The organism is Kitasatospora sp. MMS16-BH015 (assembly GCF_002943525.1).
GTDB lineage: Bacteria > Actinomycetota > Actinomycetes > Streptomycetales > Streptomycetaceae > Kitasatospora.
Map to the genome: position 1 here is coordinate 351,515 of NZ_CP025394.1, position 19,783 is coordinate 371,297.

General features: G+C 73.7%; 16 protein-coding genes. 8 read left to right on the forward strand and 8 right to left on the reverse strand.

Annotation, left to right across the window (positions count from 1 at the left end):
* Nucleotides 1-9: 9 nt before the first annotated feature.
* On the forward strand, nucleotides 10-1,836 hold the full coding sequence (locus CFP65_RS01595) for an acyl-CoA synthetase (RefSeq protein WP_217368123.1): 1,827 nt from the start codon (nucleotides 10-12) through the stop codon (nucleotides 1,834-1,836).
* On the opposite strand, the gene CFP65_RS40090 is transcribed toward CFP65_RS01595, so the two are convergent.
* Genes CFP65_RS40090 through CFP65_RS41990 form a run of 3 tightly spaced genes read right to left on the reverse strand, consistent with a single transcriptional unit; the run spans nucleotide 1,793 to nucleotide 7,201 of the window.
* The gene (locus CFP65_RS40090; RefSeq protein ID WP_217368124.1) at nucleotides 1,793-4,486 is read right to left on the reverse strand and encodes a DUF6493 family protein; all 2,694 of its coding nucleotides are present in this window, start codon (nucleotides 4,484-4,486) and stop codon (nucleotides 1,793-1,795) included. The two genes, CFP65_RS01595 and CFP65_RS40090, sit on opposite strands and share 44 nt — an antisense overlap.
* The gene (locus CFP65_RS01600) at nucleotides 4,483-5,955 is read right to left on the reverse strand and encodes an SWIM zinc finger family protein (protein WP_104814398.1); all 1,473 of its coding nucleotides are present in this window, start codon (nucleotides 5,953-5,955) and stop codon (nucleotides 4,483-4,485) included. Before CFP65_RS01600 ends, CFP65_RS40090 begins: the two co-directional genes overlap by 4 nt.
* A 10-nt stretch (nucleotides 5,956-5,965) precedes the next feature.
* Complete coding sequence (locus CFP65_RS41990; protein ID WP_104820567.1) at nucleotides 5,966-7,201, reverse strand: MFS transporter; 1,236 nt, start codon at nucleotides 7,199-7,201, stop codon at nucleotides 5,966-5,968.
* Nucleotides 7,202-7,322: 121 nt separating this feature from the next.
* On the opposite strand from CFP65_RS41990, the gene CFP65_RS01610 reads away from it, so the two are divergent.
* Complete coding sequence (locus tag CFP65_RS01610) at nucleotides 7,323-7,838, forward strand: winged helix-turn-helix domain-containing protein (RefSeq protein WP_104814399.1); 516 nt, start codon at nucleotides 7,323-7,325, stop codon at nucleotides 7,836-7,838.
* A gap of 104 nt (nucleotides 7,839-7,942) precedes the next feature.
* Here the strand turns inward: CFP65_RS01610 and CFP65_RS01615 are convergent, their stop codons facing one another.
* From CFP65_RS01615 to CFP65_RS01630, 4 genes are all read right to left on the reverse strand, one after another.
* Nucleotides 7,943-8,956, reverse strand: coding sequence for a TIGR03842 family LLM class F420-dependent oxidoreductase (locus CFP65_RS01615; RefSeq protein WP_104814400.1), 1,014 nt, complete (start codon nucleotides 8,954-8,956; stop codon nucleotides 7,943-7,945).
* 22 nt (nucleotides 8,957-8,978) lie between these two features.
* Nucleotides 8,979-10,388: a dihydropyrimidinase gene (gene hydA / locus CFP65_RS01620; protein ID WP_104814401.1), complete on the reverse strand. Its 1,410-nt coding sequence runs from the start codon at nucleotides 10,386-10,388 to the stop codon at nucleotides 8,979-8,981.
* 11 nt (nucleotides 10,389-10,399) lie between these two features.
* Complete coding sequence (locus tag CFP65_RS01625) at nucleotides 10,400-11,242, reverse strand: nitrilase-related carbon-nitrogen hydrolase (RefSeq protein WP_104814402.1); 843 nt, start codon at nucleotides 11,240-11,242, stop codon at nucleotides 10,400-10,402.
* A gap of 132 nt (nucleotides 11,243-11,374) precedes the next feature.
* A complete protein-coding gene (locus CFP65_RS01630; protein WP_104814403.1) occupies nucleotides 11,375-12,187 on the reverse strand; it encodes a helix-turn-helix domain-containing protein in 813 nt (270 codons plus the stop codon).
* A 136-nt stretch (nucleotides 12,188-12,323) separates the two neighbouring features.
* Here CFP65_RS01630 and CFP65_RS01635 point away from each other — a divergent pair, with 136 nt between their 5' ends.
* The gene (locus CFP65_RS01635) at nucleotides 12,324-12,917 is read left to right on the forward strand and encodes a TIGR03086 family metal-binding protein (RefSeq protein WP_104814404.1); all 594 of its coding nucleotides are present in this window, start codon (nucleotides 12,324-12,326) and stop codon (nucleotides 12,915-12,917) included.
* Nucleotides 12,918-12,951: 34 nt separating this feature from the next.
* Here the strand turns inward: CFP65_RS01635 and CFP65_RS01640 are convergent, their stop codons facing one another.
* Nucleotides 12,952-14,070, reverse strand: coding sequence for a sulfite oxidase (locus CFP65_RS01640; RefSeq protein ID WP_104820568.1), 1,119 nt, complete (start codon nucleotides 14,068-14,070; stop codon nucleotides 12,952-12,954).
* Nucleotides 14,071-14,714: 644 nt separating this feature from the next.
* Here CFP65_RS01640 and CFP65_RS01645 point away from each other — a divergent pair.
* From CFP65_RS01645 to CFP65_RS01660, 5 genes are all read left to right on the forward strand, one after another.
* Nucleotides 14,715-15,902, forward strand: coding sequence for a calcium:proton antiporter (locus CFP65_RS01645; RefSeq protein WP_104814405.1), 1,188 nt, complete (start codon nucleotides 14,715-14,717; stop codon nucleotides 15,900-15,902).
* 99 nt (nucleotides 15,903-16,001) lie between these two features.
* On the forward strand, nucleotides 16,002-16,178 hold the full coding sequence (locus CFP65_RS38610) for a hypothetical protein (RefSeq protein ID WP_158701965.1): 177 nt from the start codon (nucleotides 16,002-16,004) through the stop codon (nucleotides 16,176-16,178).
* Nucleotides 16,179-16,255: 77 nt separating this feature from the next.
* Nucleotides 16,256-18,760 carry a DEAD/DEAH box helicase gene (locus CFP65_RS01650; RefSeq protein WP_174805614.1) on the forward strand — a complete coding sequence of 835 codons (2,505 nt, stop codon included), beginning with the start codon at nucleotides 16,256-16,258 and terminating at the stop codon, nucleotides 18,758-18,760.
* Nucleotides 18,761-19,033: 273 nt separating this feature from the next.
* On the forward strand, nucleotides 19,034-19,243 hold the full coding sequence (locus CFP65_RS38615) for a hypothetical protein (protein WP_158701966.1): 210 nt from the start codon (nucleotides 19,034-19,036) through the stop codon (nucleotides 19,241-19,243).
* Between the two features lie 26 nt (nucleotides 19,244-19,269).
* On the forward strand, nucleotides 19,270-19,773 hold the full coding sequence (locus CFP65_RS01660; protein ID WP_104814407.1) for a hypothetical protein: 504 nt from the start codon (nucleotides 19,270-19,272) through the stop codon (nucleotides 19,771-19,773).
* Nucleotides 19,774-19,783: the final 10 nt, after the last annotated feature.

A 19,783-nucleotide genomic window follows, 5' to 3' on the forward strand; every position in this document is an offset into this window, starting at 1 on the left:
AGCCCCGCCATGACCGGCGAAGCAGACCTCTGGCCGCCCTGCCGCACCCCGGCGGAGCTGGCCGCCGTGGAGTCCGTGCCGCTCAGCCGGCGCGGGCTCCCGCCCACCACGTACGCCTTGCTCGAACGGGCTGCCACCCGGTGGCCCGACCAGCCCGCCCTCACCCTCCTGCCCGGCGCCGCCCGCGCCGACGAAGCCACCACCCTCAGCTACGCCGAACTGGCCAGTGCCGTACGAAGGTTCGCGAACGCCCTCACCGCCCTCGGGGTCCGCCGCCCGGAGGCCGTCGCGCTCTACTCCCCCAACTGCGGTGACCTGCTGATCGGTTACCTCGCCGCCCAGGCCGTCGGCCTGGCCGCACCGATCAACCCCGCGCTCACCGTCGACAGCGCCGAGGCACTGCTGCGCCGCAGCGGGGCCCGGGTCATGCTCGCCGCCGGCCCCGCCCTCGACCCCGCCGTCTGGCAACGCGCCACCGAACTCGCCGCCCGCACCGGCGCTCACCTGCTCGCCCTCCGCCCGGACGGCCGCCCCACCGCGAACCAAGCGCAACAGGTCTGCCACGCGGCAGAGTTGGCGGCAGCACAGCCGGGCGACCGGCTACTCGCACCACCACCCACCGCTGAGGACCTCGCGGCCTGCCTGCACACCGGCGGCACCACCGGCACCCCCAAACTCGCCGCCCACACCCACGCGAACCAGACCGTCATGGCCTGGGCCCTCGCAGCGGGCAGCCCACTGGACCCTGGCGCCACCGTGCTCGGGGCGCTGCCGCTGTTCCATGCCAACGCGCTGGTGGTGACCGGGCTGACGCCGCTCTTCCACGGACACCACGTGGTGTGGACCGGGCCATTGGGGTACCGGGATCCGGAACTCTACCCGCGCTTCTGGCAGTTGGTGGAGCGCTACCGAGTGGCGGCGATGTCGGCCGTGCCCACGGTGTACGCGGTGCTCGCCGGGGTGCCGGTGGACGCGGACATCAGCAGCCTCCGACTGCCGGCCGTCGGCGCCGCCCCACTCCCCGCCGCCACCCGAGCGGCGTTCCTGGCCCGGACCGGGCTCGAACTCTGCGAGGGGTACGGGCTCACCGAGGCCACCTGCGCCTGCGCGCGGACGGTACCGGAGCACCACCGGCCCGGCACGGTCGGCCTCCGGCTGCCATACCACCGGGTCAGGGCCGTCCGAGTGGATCCGGAGAGCGGCCGGCAGGTGGATCAACCACCGGGAATCACAGGACAGTTGCTGGTCTCCGGGCCCGGGGTGTTCGCCGGGTACCTCCGCACCACCCCGGACGGCCGTCCGGTGCCCGACCCCTCCGGGGTGGTCCGGGACGGCTGGCTCGACACCGGCGACCTGGGGTCGGTGGACGCCGACGGCTACCTGAAGGTGAGCGGGCGGGCCAAGGACCTGATCATCCGGGGCGGCCACAACATCGACCCCGCCCTCATCGAGGAGGCCCTGCTCAGCCACCCCGCCGTCGCCGAGGCCGCGGCCGTCGGCCGCCCCGACCCGCACGCCGGCGAGGTCCCGGTCGCCTTCGTCAGCCTCCACCCCAGCGACCACCCCAGCGACCACCCCCACCCCTACGCCCCCACCGCCACCGGCCGGCCCGTCACCCCGGAGCAGCTCCGCGCCTGGGCGGCGGCCCACGTCCCCGAGCCTGCCGCCGCCCCGGTGGCCGTCCACGTGCTCGACGCACTCCCGCACACCGAGGTCGGCAAGGTCTTCAAGCCCCGGCTGCGGGAAGCAGCAGCAACGGAGTACGAACGCTCGGAGACCGCTCAGGGACCGCTCAGGCCACTGCCAGCAGGTCCCGAAGGGCCCGTGACTCCTTGACCAGCCGGCTCGATCCGGTCCTCCCGGCGACCGCCGTCACCTCGGCGATCGAGCCCCGGGCGCCGCTGCGACGGGCGCAGTCGGCGGCGACCACCAGCAGGTCGCCCGCGCCGTGGGCCGGGTCGGGGGTGAGCAGGCCGGGCAGGGCGGCGGCCAGCACCGACCAGACGGTGGCGTGGGCGCCGGTGGCGGCGGCCGTGCGGAGGGAGTCGGTGAGGCGGTTGGACTTCACCGCCCGGTCCCGCACCAGCTCGGCGAGGGAGCGGCCGAGCAGCTCGCGGTCCAAGGCGCCTTGGGCCGCCAGGACCAGCAGGGCGTCCACGGCGGCGGCACGGGCCTCGGGGTGGCGGGCGCCGAGACCGTAGGCGACGGCCAGGTGGACGGCGGGGCCGGCCGGGCCGCCGGCCTCGGCGATGAGCGGGAGCAGGTCGGTGCCGGAGGCGCTGTCGGTGTTCGAGAAGACCTCGAGCAGCCGGGCGGCCAGCTCCTCCCGGTGGTGGGGCAGCGCGGTGGTCCAGTGCCGGACGGGGGCGGCGGACCAGTACCGGGCGGCGCGCTGGAGCGAGGGTGCGACCGCCGCGAGCAGGCCGGCCGCGTCGGGGGCGAGCGGTACGGGCGAGTCCCACTCCGGCTGGTCCACGCAGGTCAGCACCGTGCCGTGGAAGGTGTACCAGGCCCAGTGGTTGGAGGCGGCCTCGTCGGCGGGCGAGACCTTCACGGCGGTGGCGGGCCGGGGCACTGGCCCGCCGGTGCGGAGCCAGCGGGCGAGTTGCGCGCCCGCCGCCGAGGTCAGCCGCTCAGCGGCGGCCAGGATCTCCTCGGACCGGGTGGGCAGCACCCGGAGCAGCGCCTGGGAGAGGTCGGCGGGGCCGGGTTCGACTCCGGCGGCCTCGTAGGCGGCGATCCGCTCGACCAGGGTGGCCGCGTCCACCGCACCGGTGCTGAGGGTCGGGGCAGCGAGCAGCAACGGCGCTTGGGCGGTGCGGAGTTGGCGGGCCGCCTCCTCCATCCGACCGGCCAGCAGGTTGCCGAACTCGGTGTACCAGTCGGTGCTGTGCAGGTCCTCCGGGGTGTCCTGCCGGGCCGCCACCAGGGCGACGTGCAGCACGGCGCGCGGCGAGCAGTCGCCCCAACGGCTGCTCGGCCAGGAGCCCGTCCGCAGCACCGGTTCGAGCGCGGCGGTCAGGCCGGGGCGGTCCAGGTGGGCATGGCGGACCAGGCCGTCCAGCACGCGCTCGAAGGCGATCGGGTCCGGGTCGCCGGCGATGACGGCGCCGAGCTCCTCGGCCACCTCGGCCGCGGTGGCGAGCGGGCCGGGCACGGGGGTGGGCCGGGGCACCGGTGGCAGCAACTCCCGGTACTCCTGCTCCGGCGCCGCCGGCAGGCCGAACAGCTCGCGCGCCAGGGCCGCGTGGGCCGGGTCGAGCACCTCGGCGGCGGCGCGCAGCGGCTCGAGCACCGCACTGCCGGCCGACCGGAGATGACGGGCGATCAACTTGAGGGCGCGGCCTTGGATCTCGGCGTCCGGGTGGCCGAAGGCTCCGGCGGCGGCGAGCAGCACCTCGCCCGCACGGGCGGGCTCGCGGCGTGCCGTCCGGTCCAGCCAGGCCAGTTGGGTGCGGACCAGCTTCTTCTCGGTGCGGAACAGCACCATGGTCGACGCCTCGCCGAGCAGGCCGGGGGCCAGCAGACCGGCCTCGTCCAGCTCGGCGAGCACCTGCTGGGCGTGGGTGGCCACGGTGTTGAGCGCGTCGAGCAGGGCGAGGTAGGAGCGGACCCGGCCGGCGTTCTCCTCGGCCGTCGGGGCCAGCGTGACCAGCACCTTGAGGAACCCGCGCTGGTCGCTCGGCCGGCCGCCGCGGACCAGCCGGGCCAGGCAGCGGTCGAGCAACTCGCCCCGGTCCAGCACCTTCTCCTCGGCCAGCCGGGTCAGGCAGTACGGCCACCAGTTCGCCGGGGCCTGCTGGTGCCACGGGCCGTCCAACTCGGAGCCGATGCCATCGAGGTCGAAGATCAGCGGAGCGAGCACCGGGGCGAACGGGTCACCCTGCAACCGCGCGAGCAGCGTCCCGCCGGGTGCGCCGCCGAGCAGGTGGGCGGGCCGCTGGTACGGCCGGCCCCGGTCCAGCCGCCAGAGTCGGACGAACCCCTCGGTGGTCGGCACGGCGCGGCCGGTGGTCCGCACCAGGTGCTCGAGCACCCGGAACTGACCGACCCACCAGTTCGCCGCCCGCCGTTCGGCCAGCCGGTCGAGCACGGCCGTCCGCCACTCCACGGGGTGGCTCTCGAGGGCCCGCAGCAGCGCGGGCTGCTCCCAGCCGTCGGCCCCGCCGAACTGCGTCGCCCCGAGCCAACTCGCCGCCGCCGAGGGCGCGGTGAGGCAGCTCGCGCCCGCGACCATCAGCGCGTGGGTGAACTCCCGCTTGCGCCACCAGTCCTCCCGCAGCTCCCGCCGGAGGATCTTCAGCTCGGGGGCGAAGGAGCGGCGTTGCTCCGCACTCCAGCCGGCCAGCAGCTCGACCACCCCGGCCGAATCCCCCGCTCGCAGCAGCTCGACCAGCCGCCCGGCCGACTGCCCACCCGTGATCCCGCCCGCCATCCCGTCCGTCATGCCGTCCGTCATGCCGTCCGTCATCCCGTGCCCACTCACAGCTCCCCCTCCACCCCTGCCGCGTCCCGCCCCTGCACCGAACCCACCCCGGCCGGACGGCCACCCGCCGTCAGACCCGTCTCGTCCCGGGCCGCCGTCAGACCCGTCTCGTCCCGGCCCGCCGTCAGACTCACCGCGAGCGCGTGCTTGCACGGCCCGCGCCCGCCCCGGTACTTGGCCCACCAGAGGCAGGTGCAACTCAGCCGGCCGGCCGCGCCGATCCGTACCCGCTGCACGTGCCCGTCCACCGTCACCAGCGCGCCACCCTGCTCGAGCCGCACCGCACCGGCCGCGACCAGCGCGCGGGCCGCCCGCAGCCGGGGGTTGCGGTCCTCGGCGCGGGCCGCCTCGTAGGGCAACTGCCGGTGGAAGTAGGCGGCTTCGGCGGTGTCGTAGCCGATCTGCCCGGCCGTGCCGAGCCGGGTCAGCGCGGCCCGTACCCGGTCGATCGGGAGGCCCGCCTGCTCGGCCAGTTCGGCCGGGTCGATCCGGGGCTCCCAGGCCAGCAGCACCGCGACCAGCTCCGCGTCGGCCGCCGAGCTCTCGGCGGCCAGTGCGTCGAGCACCCCGCCCTCGCCGGAGAAGCCGCGCGCGGCGTCCGGCGAGAGGGTGAGGGTCAGCCGCATGCCCGGCAGCACCACCTCCCAGGCCGAGGCCGTCGGCCCGGGGCCGGCCGGCGGGCCGTACACCCGCAGCGCGAGCGCGTGCCGCAGCACCCGCTGGAGCGCGGCCAGCCGCTCGGGGCCGGGCAGGCAGACCGCGCCGGGCACGGCCCGGCTGGTCGGGCGCAGCGTCGGCCCGGCGGCGACCACCCACTGGGTGGCGCCGCGGCCGGTGCGCGGCAGCGAGCGCAGGAAGCGGACGGCCTCGGCGGCAGGCGCCTCGGCCCGCAGGTCGAAGCCGGCCGCGAGCACCTGGGTCTCGGCGAACCCGCGCAGCCAGCGCTCGGGCAGCGGCACCTTCTTCTCCACCAACGGGCCGTCCAGCGTGGTGACTTCCAGCGCCTCGGGGCCGACGGCCAGGTGCAGCGGCTCGGCCCCGCCGAGCACCCCGAGCGCGTCCCGCAGCGGGGAGTTGACGTCCACGTTGGTGGTGCCGTGCCCGATCTCGCCGCCGTCCAGACCGGCGCCGAGCACGTCCAGCCGGGCGTAGACCCCGCAGCAGCCGGAGAACGACTCGAACCGCAGCCGGTCCCCGTTGGCCGTGACCACCGGGTCGAGCGAGGCCCGCAGCAGCGGCCGGTAGTACCGGGCGGCGGCCACGTCGGCCACCGCGAGCAGCGCGGCGGCCGCCGGCACCGGAGTGGTCAGGAAGCCGCTGAAGAACTGCGGATTGGCCACGGCCCCGGCGGGGGTCGCGCCCCCGGAGGTCTCCAGGTCCAGGCTGCGGCCGGCCGCACCGCTCTGCACAGCGGAGTCACGGATCGCGGAGGAGCGGAGATAGGCGTACGTCTGTACGGCTTGCGTCATACCGAGGACGCTAGGCCCCACCACCGACAGCCCTCGAGGGCTCCTCGGCCGGCCTGGCCGCCGCCCGCCTCACCCGCACCAGCAACCCGCCGGCCGTCAGCGCCAGCACCCCCGCCGCGACCGTCTGGACGCGGTAGTCGAGGCTCGCCACCAGCCCGGTCCCGGCCAGCATGGCGAGCCCGGTCGGGGCGAAGACCAGCGTCCCGGCGGTGCCGGCCGCCCGGCCGAGCAACTCGCCCGGCGTCTCCCGCTGGACGGCGGTGAACGCCGCGATCAGCGGCCAGGGCAGGCCGACGCCGATCGCCAGACTGCCCGTCAGCACCAGCGGCAGGTACGGGGTGGCGCGGGCCAGCACGCCGAGGGCGAAGAGCGTCATCCCGGCTGCCACGAAGGCGCGTTCAGGCATTCTCCGCATCAGCGCACCCGCCGCCAGGCCGCCGAGCATCGATCCTGCGCCCTGCACCGTGGTCAGCACGGCGGCGAAGGCCGCCGCCCGGTGCAGCCCGGTGTCGAGCAGGGCGTACGTGGCGGTGCTGCTCAGGCCCGAGGCCACCATCGCGGTGGCGGCGGTGAGCACCAGTGGGCGCAGCACCGGGTGCTGCCAGAGGTACCTGGCTCCCTCGGCGGTCTCGGCCCGCCAGTCCGGCCGGGCCGAGCGCTCGGGGCGGGTCTCGCGAACGCGGAGCAGGCGGAAGGCGAGCGCCGCGAGCAGGAAGCTCCCCGTGTCCAGCACGGCCACCGCCCGGCCCCCGAAGGCGGTGAACAGGGCCGCGCCGGCCAGTGGGGCGACGAGTTTGGTGCTCTCGATCGCGGTACGGACCAGTCCGTTGAAGTCGCCGCGCAGCTCCTCCCGGACGGCCGCGGCCACCAGCGCGGTCTCGGCGGTGTCGGTGAGCACGGTGCCCACCCCGACCACCGTCAGCACCCCGAACAGCAGCCCCACCACCGCCGGTCGGGGTGCCAGCGCGGGTGCGAGCAGGACGGCGGCCAGCCCCAGGTTGACCCCGACCAGCAACGGCCGTCGGCGGACCCGGTCGGCCAGTGCGCCGACCACCGGGCCGGCCAGCGTGGGCAGCCAGATGCAGAACCCGGCCAGCGCGGCCAGGCTGTCCGACCCCGTCACGGTCTTGATCCAGACTCCGGCGGCCACCGCCATCGCGGAGTCACCGAATCCGGAGACCACCACCCCGCCCAGGTAGAGCGCCGTGTTGCGCTCCCGGACCACCTTGACCAACTGCCAACCCACCGTCGCCCCCATACCGGCCCTGCCGTGCTTCCCGCTCCTGCCGTGGAGCGTCACCCTACCCCCAATCATTTGCTTGGGGGTAGGGCAGCAGGAATCCACGGCCCTGCGGTTTACTGATCGGGTGACCGAAACCGATCCAGTGCTGCGCGCGCTCGCCCACCCGCTGCGGCTCCGGATGCTCACCCTCATCTGGCCCGCCCCGATGTCCGCCGCCGAACTCGCCCGCGAGCTGGACGTCTCGCACGCCCTCGCCAGCCAGCACCTGCGGCGCCTGGACGCCGTCGGGCTGGTCGAGTTGGCCGAGGAACGGGTGGTCCGGGGCGGGCGCGAGCGCCGCTACCGGGCGGTGCGCGGCACCCCGCTCTCCGACCAGGCCCAGGGCTCACAGCTGCTCGCCGAGACCATGGCGCACACGCTGCGCGAACGCGTCGCCCGCCGCGCCCCGGAGGCCGCCGGCGTGACGGTGGACGCCGAGCTCTGGCTCGACCCCGAGCTCTGGGAGAGCGCCCGACAGCGGCTCGCGGCCCTGGCCGTCGAGCTCCACGAGGCCGCCCGGCCGGTCCGCACCCCGGGCACCACCCCGGTCAGCCTCAGCCTGATGGCCTTTCCGCTCCGCGAGCAGGCCCCGGGCGACTGACCCAACCCTGGCAGCGCACACCTCACGGGCAGCGGATGCGACACGGGCGGGTGGCTCGAACCGGCACCGGTTCGAGCCACCCGCCCGTCACTACTGCGAACCGCTCAGACCCGGCCGATCACCTCGCTGCCGTACGCGTCGATGGTGGGCTCGATCGCGTCGTGCATCGCGTAGATCGCGAACTGGTCCACGCCCAGGGCCTTCAGCTCGGCCAGCCGCTCCCGGTGGGCGGCCGCCGGGCCGATCAGGCAGAACCGGTCGACGATCTCGTCCGGCACGAAGGCGGTGGACGGGTTGTCGGCCCGGCCGTGGTGTGAGTAGTCGTAACCCTCGCGGTCCTTGATGTAGGCGGTCAGCGCCTCGGGGATCACCTCGGAGTGCTCCCCGTAGCGGGCCACCAGGTCGGCCACGTGGTTGCCGACCATCCCGCCGAACCAGCGGCACTGCTCCCGGGCGTGGGCCAGCGCGGCGGGCGAGTCGTCGGCCGTGACGTAGGCCGGGGCGGCCACGCAGACGGTGACCGAGGCCGGGTCACGCCCGGCCTCGACGGCGGCCTGCCGGACGGCCTTGACCATCCACTCGGTGAGGAACGGGTCGGCCAGCTGGAGGATGAACCCGTCCGCCTGCCGTCCGGTGAGCGCGAGCGCCTTGGGGCCGTACGCGCCCATCCAGATGGGCAGTCGGGCACCGGGGGTGATCCACGGGATCCGCATGGCGGTGCCGTCCACCTCGGCCTCCCGCCCCTCGGCCAGCTCCTTGATGGCGTGCATCGCGGCCGAGAGCCGGTCCAGGGTGGCCGGGCGGCGGCCGGCCACCCGCATCGCCGAATCCCCCCGGCCGATCCCGCAGACCGTCCGGTTGCCGAACATGTCGTTCAGCGTGGCGAAGAGCGAGGCGGTGACCTCCCAGGTCCGGGTGCCCGGGTTGGTCACCATCGGCCCGACCGTCAACCGCTCGGTCTGGCTCAGGATCTGACTGTAGATCACGAACGGCTCCTGCCAGAGCACCGCCGAGTCGAAGGTCCACCCATGGGTGAACCCGGCGGCTTCCGCCCGCCGCATCCGCTCGACGAGCAGCCGGGCCGGCGGGTCGGTCTGGAGGACGAGGCCGATGTCCAAGTGGACTCCTAGTCAAGGGGGTTCAGTCCAGGTACTGACAGGTGGCGCGGGGCTGGAACCGGCCGTGGCCGGCCCGGCCGAGGTACGCACCGTCCTCGATCACGACCGTACCCCGGGAGAGCACCGTGCGGGCCCGGCCCGTGATGCGGCGTCCCTCGTACGCGGAGTAGTCCACGTTCATGTGGTGGGTGGCGGCCGAGAGGGTCTGCACCGCCTGCGGGTCGTAGACCACCAGGTCGGCGTCGGAGCCGGGCGCGATGGTGCCCTTGCGCGGGTAGAGGCCGAACATCCGGGCCGGGGTGGCGCAGGCGATCTCGATCCACCGGCGGCGGCTCACGTGGCCGTCCACCACGGCCTGGTGGAGCAGGTCCATCCGGTTCTCCACCCCGGGCAGGCCGTTCGGGATCTTCGAGAAGTCGCCCCGGCCGAGCTCCTTCTGCCCGGTGAAGCAGAACGGGCAGTGGTCGGTGGAGACCACCTGCAGGTCGTTGGTGCGCAGCCCTCGCCAGAGCGCGGCCTGGTGCTCGCGCGGGCGCAGCGGCGTCGAGCAGACGTACTTGGCGCCTTCGAAGCCGTCGGCCCCCTCCTCGGCGAGGTTGTCGGTGGAGAGGAAGAGGTACTGCGGGCAGGTCTCGCCGAACACCGGCAGGCCGAGGTCGCGGGCGGCGGCCAGCTCGGCCACGGCCGACTCGGCCGAGACGTGCACCACGTAGAGCGGTGCCCCGGCCACCTGGGCCAGCTTGATCGCCCGGTGGGTGGCCTCCGCCTCCAGCAACTCCCGCCGCACCTCGCCGTGGTAGCGCGGCGCGGTCTTGCCCGCGGCGAGCGCCTGCTCGACCAGCACGTCGATCGCGATGCCGTTCTCGGCGTGCATCATGATCAACCCGCCGTTCTCGGCGCCGCGTTGCATCGCCCGCAGGATCCGGCCGTCGTCGCTGTAGAACACCCCGGGGTAGGCCATGAACAGCTTGAACGAGGTGATCCCCTCGCCCACCAGCAGGTCCATCTCCTTGAGGCTGTCCTCGGTGACGTCGGAGAGGATCATGTGGAAGGCGTAGTCGATCGCGCAGTTGCCCTCGGCCTTGGCGTGCCAACTGTCCAGCCCGGCCCGCAGACTGGCCCCCACCGACTGCACCGCGAAGTCCACGATGGTGGTGGTCCCGCCCCAGGCGGCGGCCCGGGTGCCGGTCTCGAAGGTATCGGAGGCGGCGGTGCCGCCGAACGGCAGCTCCATGTGGGTGTGCGCGTCCACCCCGCCCGGGATGACGTAGCACCCGGTGGCGTCGATCACGCGCTCGGCCGTCCAACTCCCCGCCACCGCACTGCCGGTGGCGGCGAGCGCGACCACTTGCTCGCCCTCCACCAGCACGTCGGCGGCCACTTCCTCGGCGGCGGTGATCACCAGGCCGCCCCGGATCAGCGTACGAGTCAACTCGCCCTCCCTCAGGCCTCGGTGAGCGGCCCGTAGGCCTCGGGGCGGCGGTCGCGGTAGAAGGCCCACTGCTGGCGGACCTGCTCGATCAGCCCGAGGTCGAGGTCGCGGACCACCAGCTCCTCGTCCTTGTCGGAGGCCGGCTCGCCGACGAACTGCCCGCGCGGGTCGACGAAGTAGCTCGTCCCGTAGAAGTCGTTGTCGCCGTACTCCTCCACCCCGACCCGGTTGATCGCGGCCACGAAGTACTCGTTCGCCACGGCGGCGGCGGGCTGCTCCAACTGCCACAGGTAGGCCGACAGGCCCCGGCTGGTGGCGGAGGGGTTGTAGACGATCTCGGCCCCGGCCAGGCCCAACGCCCGCCAGCCCTCCGGGAAGTGGCGGTCGTAGCAGATGTACACCCCGACCTTGCCGACGGCCGTGTCGAAGACCGGCCAGCCGAGGTTGCCGGGCTTGAAGTAGTACTTCTCCCAGAAGCCCTTGACCTGCGGGATGTGGTGCTTGCGGTACTTGCCGAGGTAGCTGCCGTCGGCGTCGATCACGGCGGCGGTGTTGTAGTAGAACCCGCTCTGCTCGACCTCGTACACCGGCACCACGATCACCAGGTGCAGCTCCCGGGCCAGCTCCTGCATCCGCCGCACGGTGGGCCCGTCCGGCACCGGCTCGGCCCAGCCGTAATGCTCCGGCTCCTGGACCTGGCAGAAGTACGGGGCATTGAACACCTCCTGGAAGCCGATCACCTGTGCCCCCTGCGCGGCGGCCTCCCGCGCGGCCCGCTCGTGGGCCGCGATCATCGTCTCCTTGTCGCCCGTCCACGCGGTCTGGAACAGGGCGGCGCGCACCACTCGGCCCATGGTCTTCTCCTCGGGTGAAGACGGTTCAGACCGTTGAGGGTAGGAGCTATCGGACGAAAGGAGTAGTGCTACGCGCGGATAACGCAGGCTCAGTTCCGTTTCACGCCAAACCATGACGAGCAGGTTTACCGACTATCCGCCGTCGATCGGGGCCTGGGCCGCGTACCGGGCCGGCGAGGTGCCCACGGCCGCCGTGAAGTCCCGGGTCAGATGGGCTTGATCGGCGTAGCCGAGGTCGGCCGCGAGTTCGGCCCAGTCGACGGCCCGGCCCCCGTGCGCCCGCTCGGCGGCCTCGTGCAGCCGGGCCCGGCGGAGCACCCACTTGGGGCTCGCCCCGACGTACTCGGCGAACAGCCGCTGCAGCCGGCGTACGGTGAGGCCGGCTTCGGCGGCCAGCTGGTCGACCCGGCGCAGGTCCGACCCACCGGTGATCCGCGCCACCAGGCCGGCCACCTGCTCCGCCACCGGATCCGGCTCCGGCACCCGCGCGAGCAGGAACTCCTCGGCGACCGCCGCGAGTTCGCCGACCTCCCCCTCGCTCGCGAGCACCGCCTCGTTGACCGCCGCCACCCCGGCTCCGAACACCTCCTCGGCCGGCACCGACCGGTCCGCCAGCTCCGCCACCGCCCGCCCCAGGAACGGACGGAACCCACCGGGCCGGAACTTCACGCCCAGCACCTGCCCGCGCCCCGACAGCCGCCGCACGAACACCGACCGGTCCACCCCGTACACCCGCGCCACCGGCGCCTCGAAGACCAGGTGCACATGGGGGTGCGCCAGCACCTTCTGCTCGTGCTCCGGCCGCCCCCGCCGGTCCCACCGCACCAGCCAGTGGAACTCCACGAACGGCGCCAGCCCGGCCGCCGGCGCCTGCTGGGCCACGCTGATCACGGCCGCGGCCCGGTGCGGGTGCAGCACTCCACGCCCCAGGTCCGGAGAGCTCATGCCGCCAGCCTAGGGAGTGCGGGTGGCCCGGTCGAACGGGGCCCGTGAGCCTCGGCCTCCTCGCCCCTGACGCCCCGCCCCTCGGCCCGTCGCTTTTGTTCAAGACACGGCCGGGCCGCCCGGCCAGGATCGGGGCATGAACGAGCACGCACTCCACCCCCTGATGGCCCGCGCCGCGGCGGAGGCCGCCCGGATCGCACGCGGGGTCCGCCCCGAACAGCTGGCCGGGCCGACGCCCTGTGCCGAGTACGACACCAAGGCCCTGGTCAACCACTGGGTGCTCTACACCTCGCACGGCCTGGAGCGCCGCGCCCGCCGCGAACCGCTGCCGCCCGAGCTGACCGCCACCGACTTCACCGCCACCCCCGACTGGGCCGCGGCCTACGCGGCGCAGCTCGACCGCGCGGTGGCGGCCTGGGCCGAACCGGCCGCCTGGGACGGCGAGATCGACCTCGGCGGGATGTCCGTACCGGCGGTCACCATCGCCCAGCTGGTGGTGAAGGAGATGGTCCTGCACGGCTGGGACGTCGCCAAGGCCACCGGCCAACAGCTGGAGATCGACGAGGAACTCGCCGGCCTGATCCTCGCGGTGGTCGAGGAGCACGCCGAGACCTACCGCCGGTACGAGGGCTTCGCCGACCCGCTCCCGACGCCGGCCACCGCCGGCCCGCTCGACCGCGCCCTGGCCGCCTCGGGCCGCGACCCGCGGTGGAGCGCACCCACCGCCTGAGGCCGCCAGGCCGGCCGTACGCCCCCATGGCCGGCTACCGCACCACCACGTCCACCACCTGCACCCCGTTGTTCCCCATCCCCTGCCGGTTCCAGTCCGGCCCCGCCGGCTGGGCCCGGCCGCTCGCGTCGCTCGCCCGCACCATCAGGCGGTACGTGCCAGGGACCTCGGGGTGCCAGGGGTGGTGCCAGGGCCGCCAGGCGTAGGTGTCGGCGGCCGGGCCGAGCGCGGCGGGCTGCCAGCTGAGCCCGCCGTCGGTGCTCACCTCCACGGCGGTGACCGGCGGGCGGCCGGACCAGGCGCGGCCGGTCAGCAGCTGGGCGGTGCGCTCGCAGACCCGGACCCGGCTCATGAAGTCGGGGAAGCCGGGCGGCACCATCAGGGCGCGCGGGCCGATCCGGGTGACGGGCTCGCCCGGGTCCTCGGCCTCCTGCTTGAAGCGGTAGGCGACCACCTGCTGGAAGCCGGTGAACGGCTCGGTGAGCACGGTGACCTCGGTCAGCCACTTGACCTGCGCCATCCCGTACCAGCCGGGCACCACCAGGCGCAGCGGCGCGCCGTGCTGCGGGGGCAGCGGCGCGCCGTTCATGGTGTCGGCCAGCAGCGCGTCCTCGCGCAGCGCCTCGGCCAGCGGCAGGCTGCGGGCGTAGGTCTGCTCGACGCCGCGCTCCACCCCGTGGTCGGCGCCGGTGAAGCAGACCTCCACGGCCGCCGGGTCGAGCCCGGCCTCGCGCAGCAGCGGGGCCAGCGGGGTGCCCGTCCACTCGGCGGTGCCGACCCCGCCGTCCAGCCAGGGCTGGCTGAGCGGCCGGGGGTCGAGCAGGGCCCGGCCGTTGCCGGCGCACTCCAGGGTGACGGTGTGGGTCACCCTCGGCCGGGCCCGCAGCTCGGCCAGGCTCAGCTCCACCGGCCGGTCGACGGCCCCGCCGAGGCGCAGCCGCCAGTGTCCTGGCTCGGCCTCGGGGATGTCGTAGTGGATCAGCAGGTAGTGCAGCCCGGCCGGGGTCAGCTCGTGCCGCAACGCCTCCAACGGCATCGCATGGTTGCGGGAGGCGAGCCGCAGCTCGTCCATGGTGATCGCCTCACCGGGCTCCGCGATCCGAGCCGGCAGGCTCGGGAGGCCGAGCCCGGGTTCGGCCCGGGTGGCGCTCATACCTCCAGTGTGGTCATCCCCCATCGGCGCCGCACCCCCGCCCGGACGGGCTCGCCAGGCGTCGTCGTCCGGCTTGGCCCAGGTGTGGTCGGTGGTGCGACGGATCTCGATCGTGCCCACGCCGGGCGCCTGGAGGATGCCACTGCAGTTGCCCTGGTGGTCCTCCGCCAAGGCGATCGTCCCGCTGTTGCGCGCGTCACCGGCCTCACCCTGCACGTGGAACGAGCCGGCCCGCTCCGCCGCTTCGGTGCACCGGAGCAGCCGGCGGTGGGGAGGGCCGGCAGCAGACCGGCCGTCAGGAAGGAAAGGGATCACGAGACATTCCGGAGCCTTCTTCTCGGTGAATTCAGCAGACGAATCACAATGATCCAGCCCGCCGAATTCGCCGAAACGCCACCCCCACCTGATCTGCCGTCATTGCCGCAACTCCGCAGATCCGGCGTCCGGAAATGTGGGATATCTCATGGATCGACCGTGCCGGACGCCACTCGCGACGCCCCGAAGGGCCTCCCGTCCGATCGCCGAAACCGCCACGACCCCACTCCCACCACAGGGCTGATCCCCCGTCGGCCGGACGAAGGCGGCGACTCACCGTCAACCGGAAAAAACGGTCCGGCGCGGCGCCGCCTGCGAGACTCGGAGACATGATCGCCGAGCTCCGCAAGTGGACCACCCTCGTACCCGTGCTCGCCTTCGTCCTGTTGGCGCTGACCTGGGGCAGATCCCTGCCCGGCGGGCTGGTCGCCCTGGTCGCGGTCTTCCTGGCGGGGGCCGTGCTGGCGGCCGTGCACCACGCGGAGGTGATCGCCCATCGGGTCGGCGAGCCGTTCGGCTCGCTGGTGCTCGCGGTGGCGGTGACGATCATCGAGGTCGCGCTGATCGTCACGCTGATGGCGGACGGCAGCGAGAAGAACGCCACCCTGGCCCGGGACACCGTCTTCGCCGCGGTGATGATCACCTGCAACGGGATCGTCGGCATCTCGATCCTGGTCACCGCACTCAAGCACCGGGTGGCGGTCTTCAATTCCGAGGGCACCGGCGCCGCGTTCGGCGCGATCGCCACCCTCGCCGTGCTCAGCCTGGTGCTGCCGACCTTCACCACCAGCACGCCGGGCCCGCAGTTCTCCCCCACCCAACTGGTCTTCGCCGCCACGGCCTCGCTGATCGTCTACCTGCTGTTCGTCGCGACCCTGACGGTGCGGCACCGCGACTACTTCCTCGCCCCGAGCCGCCAACCGGCCCGGGCCACCGCCGACGCCACCGCCACCGCCGTCCCGGCCGTCTCCCCGGGCAGCCCGACCCCGACCCAGACCCCCACGCCCGCTCCGGCTCCGGCTCCGGCACCCGCCGACGAGGAGCACGCCGCCCCGCCCACCAGCCGCGAGGCCTGGCTGAGCCTGAGCCTGCTGGGCGTCGCCCTGGTCTCGGTGGTCGGCCTGGCCAAGGGCGTCTCCCCGACGATCGAGCGGACGGTGGCCGACGCCGGCCTGCCCGCCTCGGTGGTCGGCGTGGTGATCGCCATGCTGGTGCTGCTGCCCGAGACCATCTCCGCCATCCGCTCGGCCGCTCGCGACCGGATGCAGACCAGCCTCAACCTGGCCCACGGCTCGGCCCTGGCCTCGATCGGCCTCACCATCCCCGCCGTGGCCGTCGCCTCCACCTGGCTCTCCGGCCCGCTCGTCCTCGGGCTCGACCCGACCCACATGGTGCTGCTCGCCCTCTCCATCGCCGTCGGCACCCTCACCGTGATGCCGGGCCGCGCCACCCCCCTCCAGGGCGGTGTCCACCTCGCCGTGATGGCGGCCTACCTGGTCCTCGCGGTCAGCCCCTGACCTTCGCCCACCCCTTCACCCGACCGGCCGATCGTCACGACGCGTAGTCGCCTGGTAGACAGAGTGGTACCGACCGGCCCCGCCCGAGGGAGGCACAGCGTGGCACGACCCGTCAGATGGCTGGGCGTCATCAGCGCCACCGTCCTGCTGCTCGGCGCGGCCGTCGCCGCTCCCGCCACCACCGCTGACCGGCCCGGACCGATCGGCTGGTTCGCCTACGCTCCGCTGCCCGCACCCGGGGCGGGCGTACCCGGGCCGGCGCCGCAGTCGCGGTAGCCCGCTCCGCTCCGCCCCGGGCTTTGCCCGCGCCGGTCCCGAGCAGGCAAGATAGCCCGGTGACCCTCCTGGACCTGATGCCGAAGCCCGCCACGCCCGACTCGCTGTTCGAGACCTTCGCCGAGTGGGCGATGGAGCGTGGGATCTCGCTGTACCCAGCCCAGGAGGAGGCGCTGATCGAGCTGGTCTCCGGCAACAACGTCATCCTGGCCACGCCCACCGGGTCGGGGAAGAGCCTGGTCGCGGCCGGGGCGCACTTCGCCGCCCTCGCCGAGGGCAAGCGCACCTTCTACACCGCCCCGATCAAGGCCCTGGTCTCGGAGAAGTTCTTCGACCTGGTGAAGATCTTCGGCACCGAGCAGGTCGGCATGATGACGGGTGACGCGAGCGTCAACCCGACCGCGCCGATCATCTGCTGCACCGCCGAGGTGCTGGCCAACATCGCGCTGCGCGACGGCGACCGGGCCGACATCGGCCAGGTGGTCATGGACGAGTTCCACTTCTACGCCGAGCCCGACCGCGGCTGGGCCTGGCAGATCCCGATCCTGGAGCTGCCGCAGGTGCAGTTCCTGCTGATGTCGGCCACCCTCGGCGACGTCCGCCGCTTCGAGGAGGACCTGACCCGCCGCACCGGCCGCCCGACCACCGTGGTCCGCTCGGCCACCCGGCCCGTCCCCCTCTTCTACGAGTACCGCCGCACCACCCTGCACGACACTCTGGAGGAGCTGCTGAAGACCGGTCAGGCACCGGTCTACGTCGTGCACTTCACCCAGAAGGAAGCCGTCGAGCGCGCGCAGTCGCTGATGAGCATCAACATGTGCTCCAAGGAGGAGAAGGAGGCGATCGCCGACCTGATCGGCCGCTTCCGCTTCACCACCAAGTTCGGCCGCAACCTCTCCCGGTACGTCCGCCACGGCATCGGCGTGCACCACGCGGGCATGCTGCCCAAGTACCGCCGCCTGGTCGAGCGCCTGGCCCAGGCCGGTCTGCTCAAGGTGATCTGCGGTACCGACACCCTGGGCGTGGGCGTCAACGTGCCGATCCGCACCGTGCTGTTCACCGCGCTCTCCAAGTACGACGGCATCCGGGTGCGCACCCTGCGCGCCCGTGAGTTCCACCAGATCGCCGGGCGGGCCGGCCGGGCCGGGTTCGACACCGTGGGCCAGGTGGTCGCCCAGGCGCCCGAGCACGTGATCGAGAACGAGAAGGCCGTCGCCAAGGCGGGTGACGACCCGAAGAAGAAGCGCAAGGTCGTCCGCAAGAAGGCGCCGGAAGGTTTCGTCGGCTGGACGGAGGAGGGCTTCGAGAAGCTCATCGCCGCCGACCCCGAGCCGCTGGTCTCCCGGTTCAAGGTGAGCCACGCGATGCTGCTCTCCGTCATCGGCCGCCCGGGCAACGCCTTCGAGGCGATGCGCAAGCTGCTGACCGACAACCACGAGGACAGGAACGCGCAGCGCCGCCACATCCGCAGCGCGATCGCCATCTACCGCTCGCTGCTGGCCGGCGGCGTGGTCGAGCGCCTGGCCGAGCCCGACGCCGAGGGCCGGATCGTCCGGCTCACCGTCGACCTCCAGGAGAACTTCGCGCTCAACCAGCCGCTCTCCACCTTCGCGCTGGCCGCCTTCGAGCTGCTCGACCGCGAGTCCCCCTCCTACGCGATGGATGTGGTCTCGGTGGTCGAGGCCACCCTCGACGACCCGCGCCAGATCCTCGCCTCCCAGCAGAACAAGGCCCGCGGCGAGGCCATCGGCGAGATGAAGCGGGACGGCATCGAGTACGAGGAGCGGATGGAGCGGCTCCAGGAGATCACCTACCCGAAGCCGTTGGAAGAGCTGCTGAACCACGCGTACGAGGTCTACCGCCAGGCCCACCCCTGGATCGGCGACCACGCGCTCGCGCCCAAGTCGGTGGTCCGCGACCTCTACGAGCGGGCGATGACCTTCTCGGACTACGTCGGCCACTACGACCTGGCCCGCACCGAGGGCATCGTGCTCCGCTACCTGGCCGGCGCGTTCAAGGCGCTGGAGCAGACCGTCCCCGACGACATGAAGACCGACGACCTCAAGGACGTCATCGCCTGGCTCGGCGAGCTGGTCCGCCAGGTCGACTCCAGCCTGCTCGACGAGTGGGAGCAGCTGGCCAACCCGACAGACGACCAGGCCCCCGAGATCTCGCTGGACGAGCGCCCGGCGCCGGTCACCGCGAACGAGCGGGCCTTCCGGGTGTTGGTGCGCAACGAGATGTTCCGCCGAGTGGAGCTCGCGGCGCTGGAGCACTACGGCACCCTGGGCGAGCTGGACGGCGAGTACGGCTGGGACGCCGACCGCTGGGCGGACGCGATGGACGCCTACTGGGACGAGCACGACGACCTGGGCACCGGCCCGGACGCGCGCGGGCCCAAGATGCTGCTGATCGACACCTCGGACGCCGAGGAGGAGTACTCCTGGCGGGTGCGGCAGATCTTCGACGACCCGGCGGGCGACCACGACTGGGGCATCTCGGCCGAGGTCGACCTGGTCGGCTCGAACGAGGAGGGCCGGGCCATGCTCCGGGTCACCGCCGTGGACCGGCTCGACGGCTGACCGTCCGAGCCGGCCGTCCGAGTCGGCCGTCCGACACCCCGGACGTAGCTCCGTAACCTGACGCATCCTCCGCCCCGGCGGGGTTTCGGCGGCAGGTTCCGGCCAGGTCTGTTCCGTCCGCAGGCCTGGGCAGGACCGCGGGGCGGCGGAATGATGAGCGGGCGCACCGCCGTGGGCTGTGACCACGGCGGTGCGCCCGTTCCCGTCTCCGGCGCCGTCTTCGGCTCCCGGGGGCGCGGAGCGGTCCCACTCATCGACCCTCGGGAGGACCCCATGATCTCCGCTCGCCGTCTCACCGCCACCGCAGTGGTGGCCGCCGGCCTCGTCGCCGCCGGTGCCGCCACCGCCTCCGCCGCCACCCCGAAGCCCGCCCGCATCGTGACCGCGGCCGACTTCCGGGCGCACCTGGCCAAGGCCGTCGCCGTGGAGGCCGCCAACGAGGGCAACACCTTCGACGCGCAGACCCCCGGCAAGCCCGCCTAACCGGCCCAGTCCGGTCGGAGGACCACATGGACGTCGAGGACGTGCTCGACACCCCTGCCGAGGCGGCACCCCTGTGGTGCCCGAGCGGCCACGGTCGCGAGGCCGAGTCGGTCGTCCTCGGCGTGCGCTCCCAGGACGACGGGGGACTGACCTACCTGGCCGAGCCGATGCCGGCCGCCGAGGCGCTGGCGCTGGTCCCGGCGGGCATCGAACCGACCCGGGTGCTGCGGTTCGCCTCGCACTGCGAGAGCGGCTGCGCCCACCGCGCCGGCCCCGAGTGCACCCTGATCACCAAGCTCCGCACCCTGCCGCCCAAGGCGGCCGACGCGCCGCTGCCGCACTGCCACCTGCGCCACCACTGCAAGTGGTGGAACCAGGCCGGGGCGGACGCCTGCGGCCGCTGCCCGGCGGTGGCCACCACCATCCTCTCCACCGAGACCACCGTCAGCCGGGCGGCAGACCCGTCCGTCACCCCGGAGCAGCTCCGGGCCTGGATCGAGGCCAACCCGACCGGCCCGCCGGGCTGCTGAGCCGAAGAAC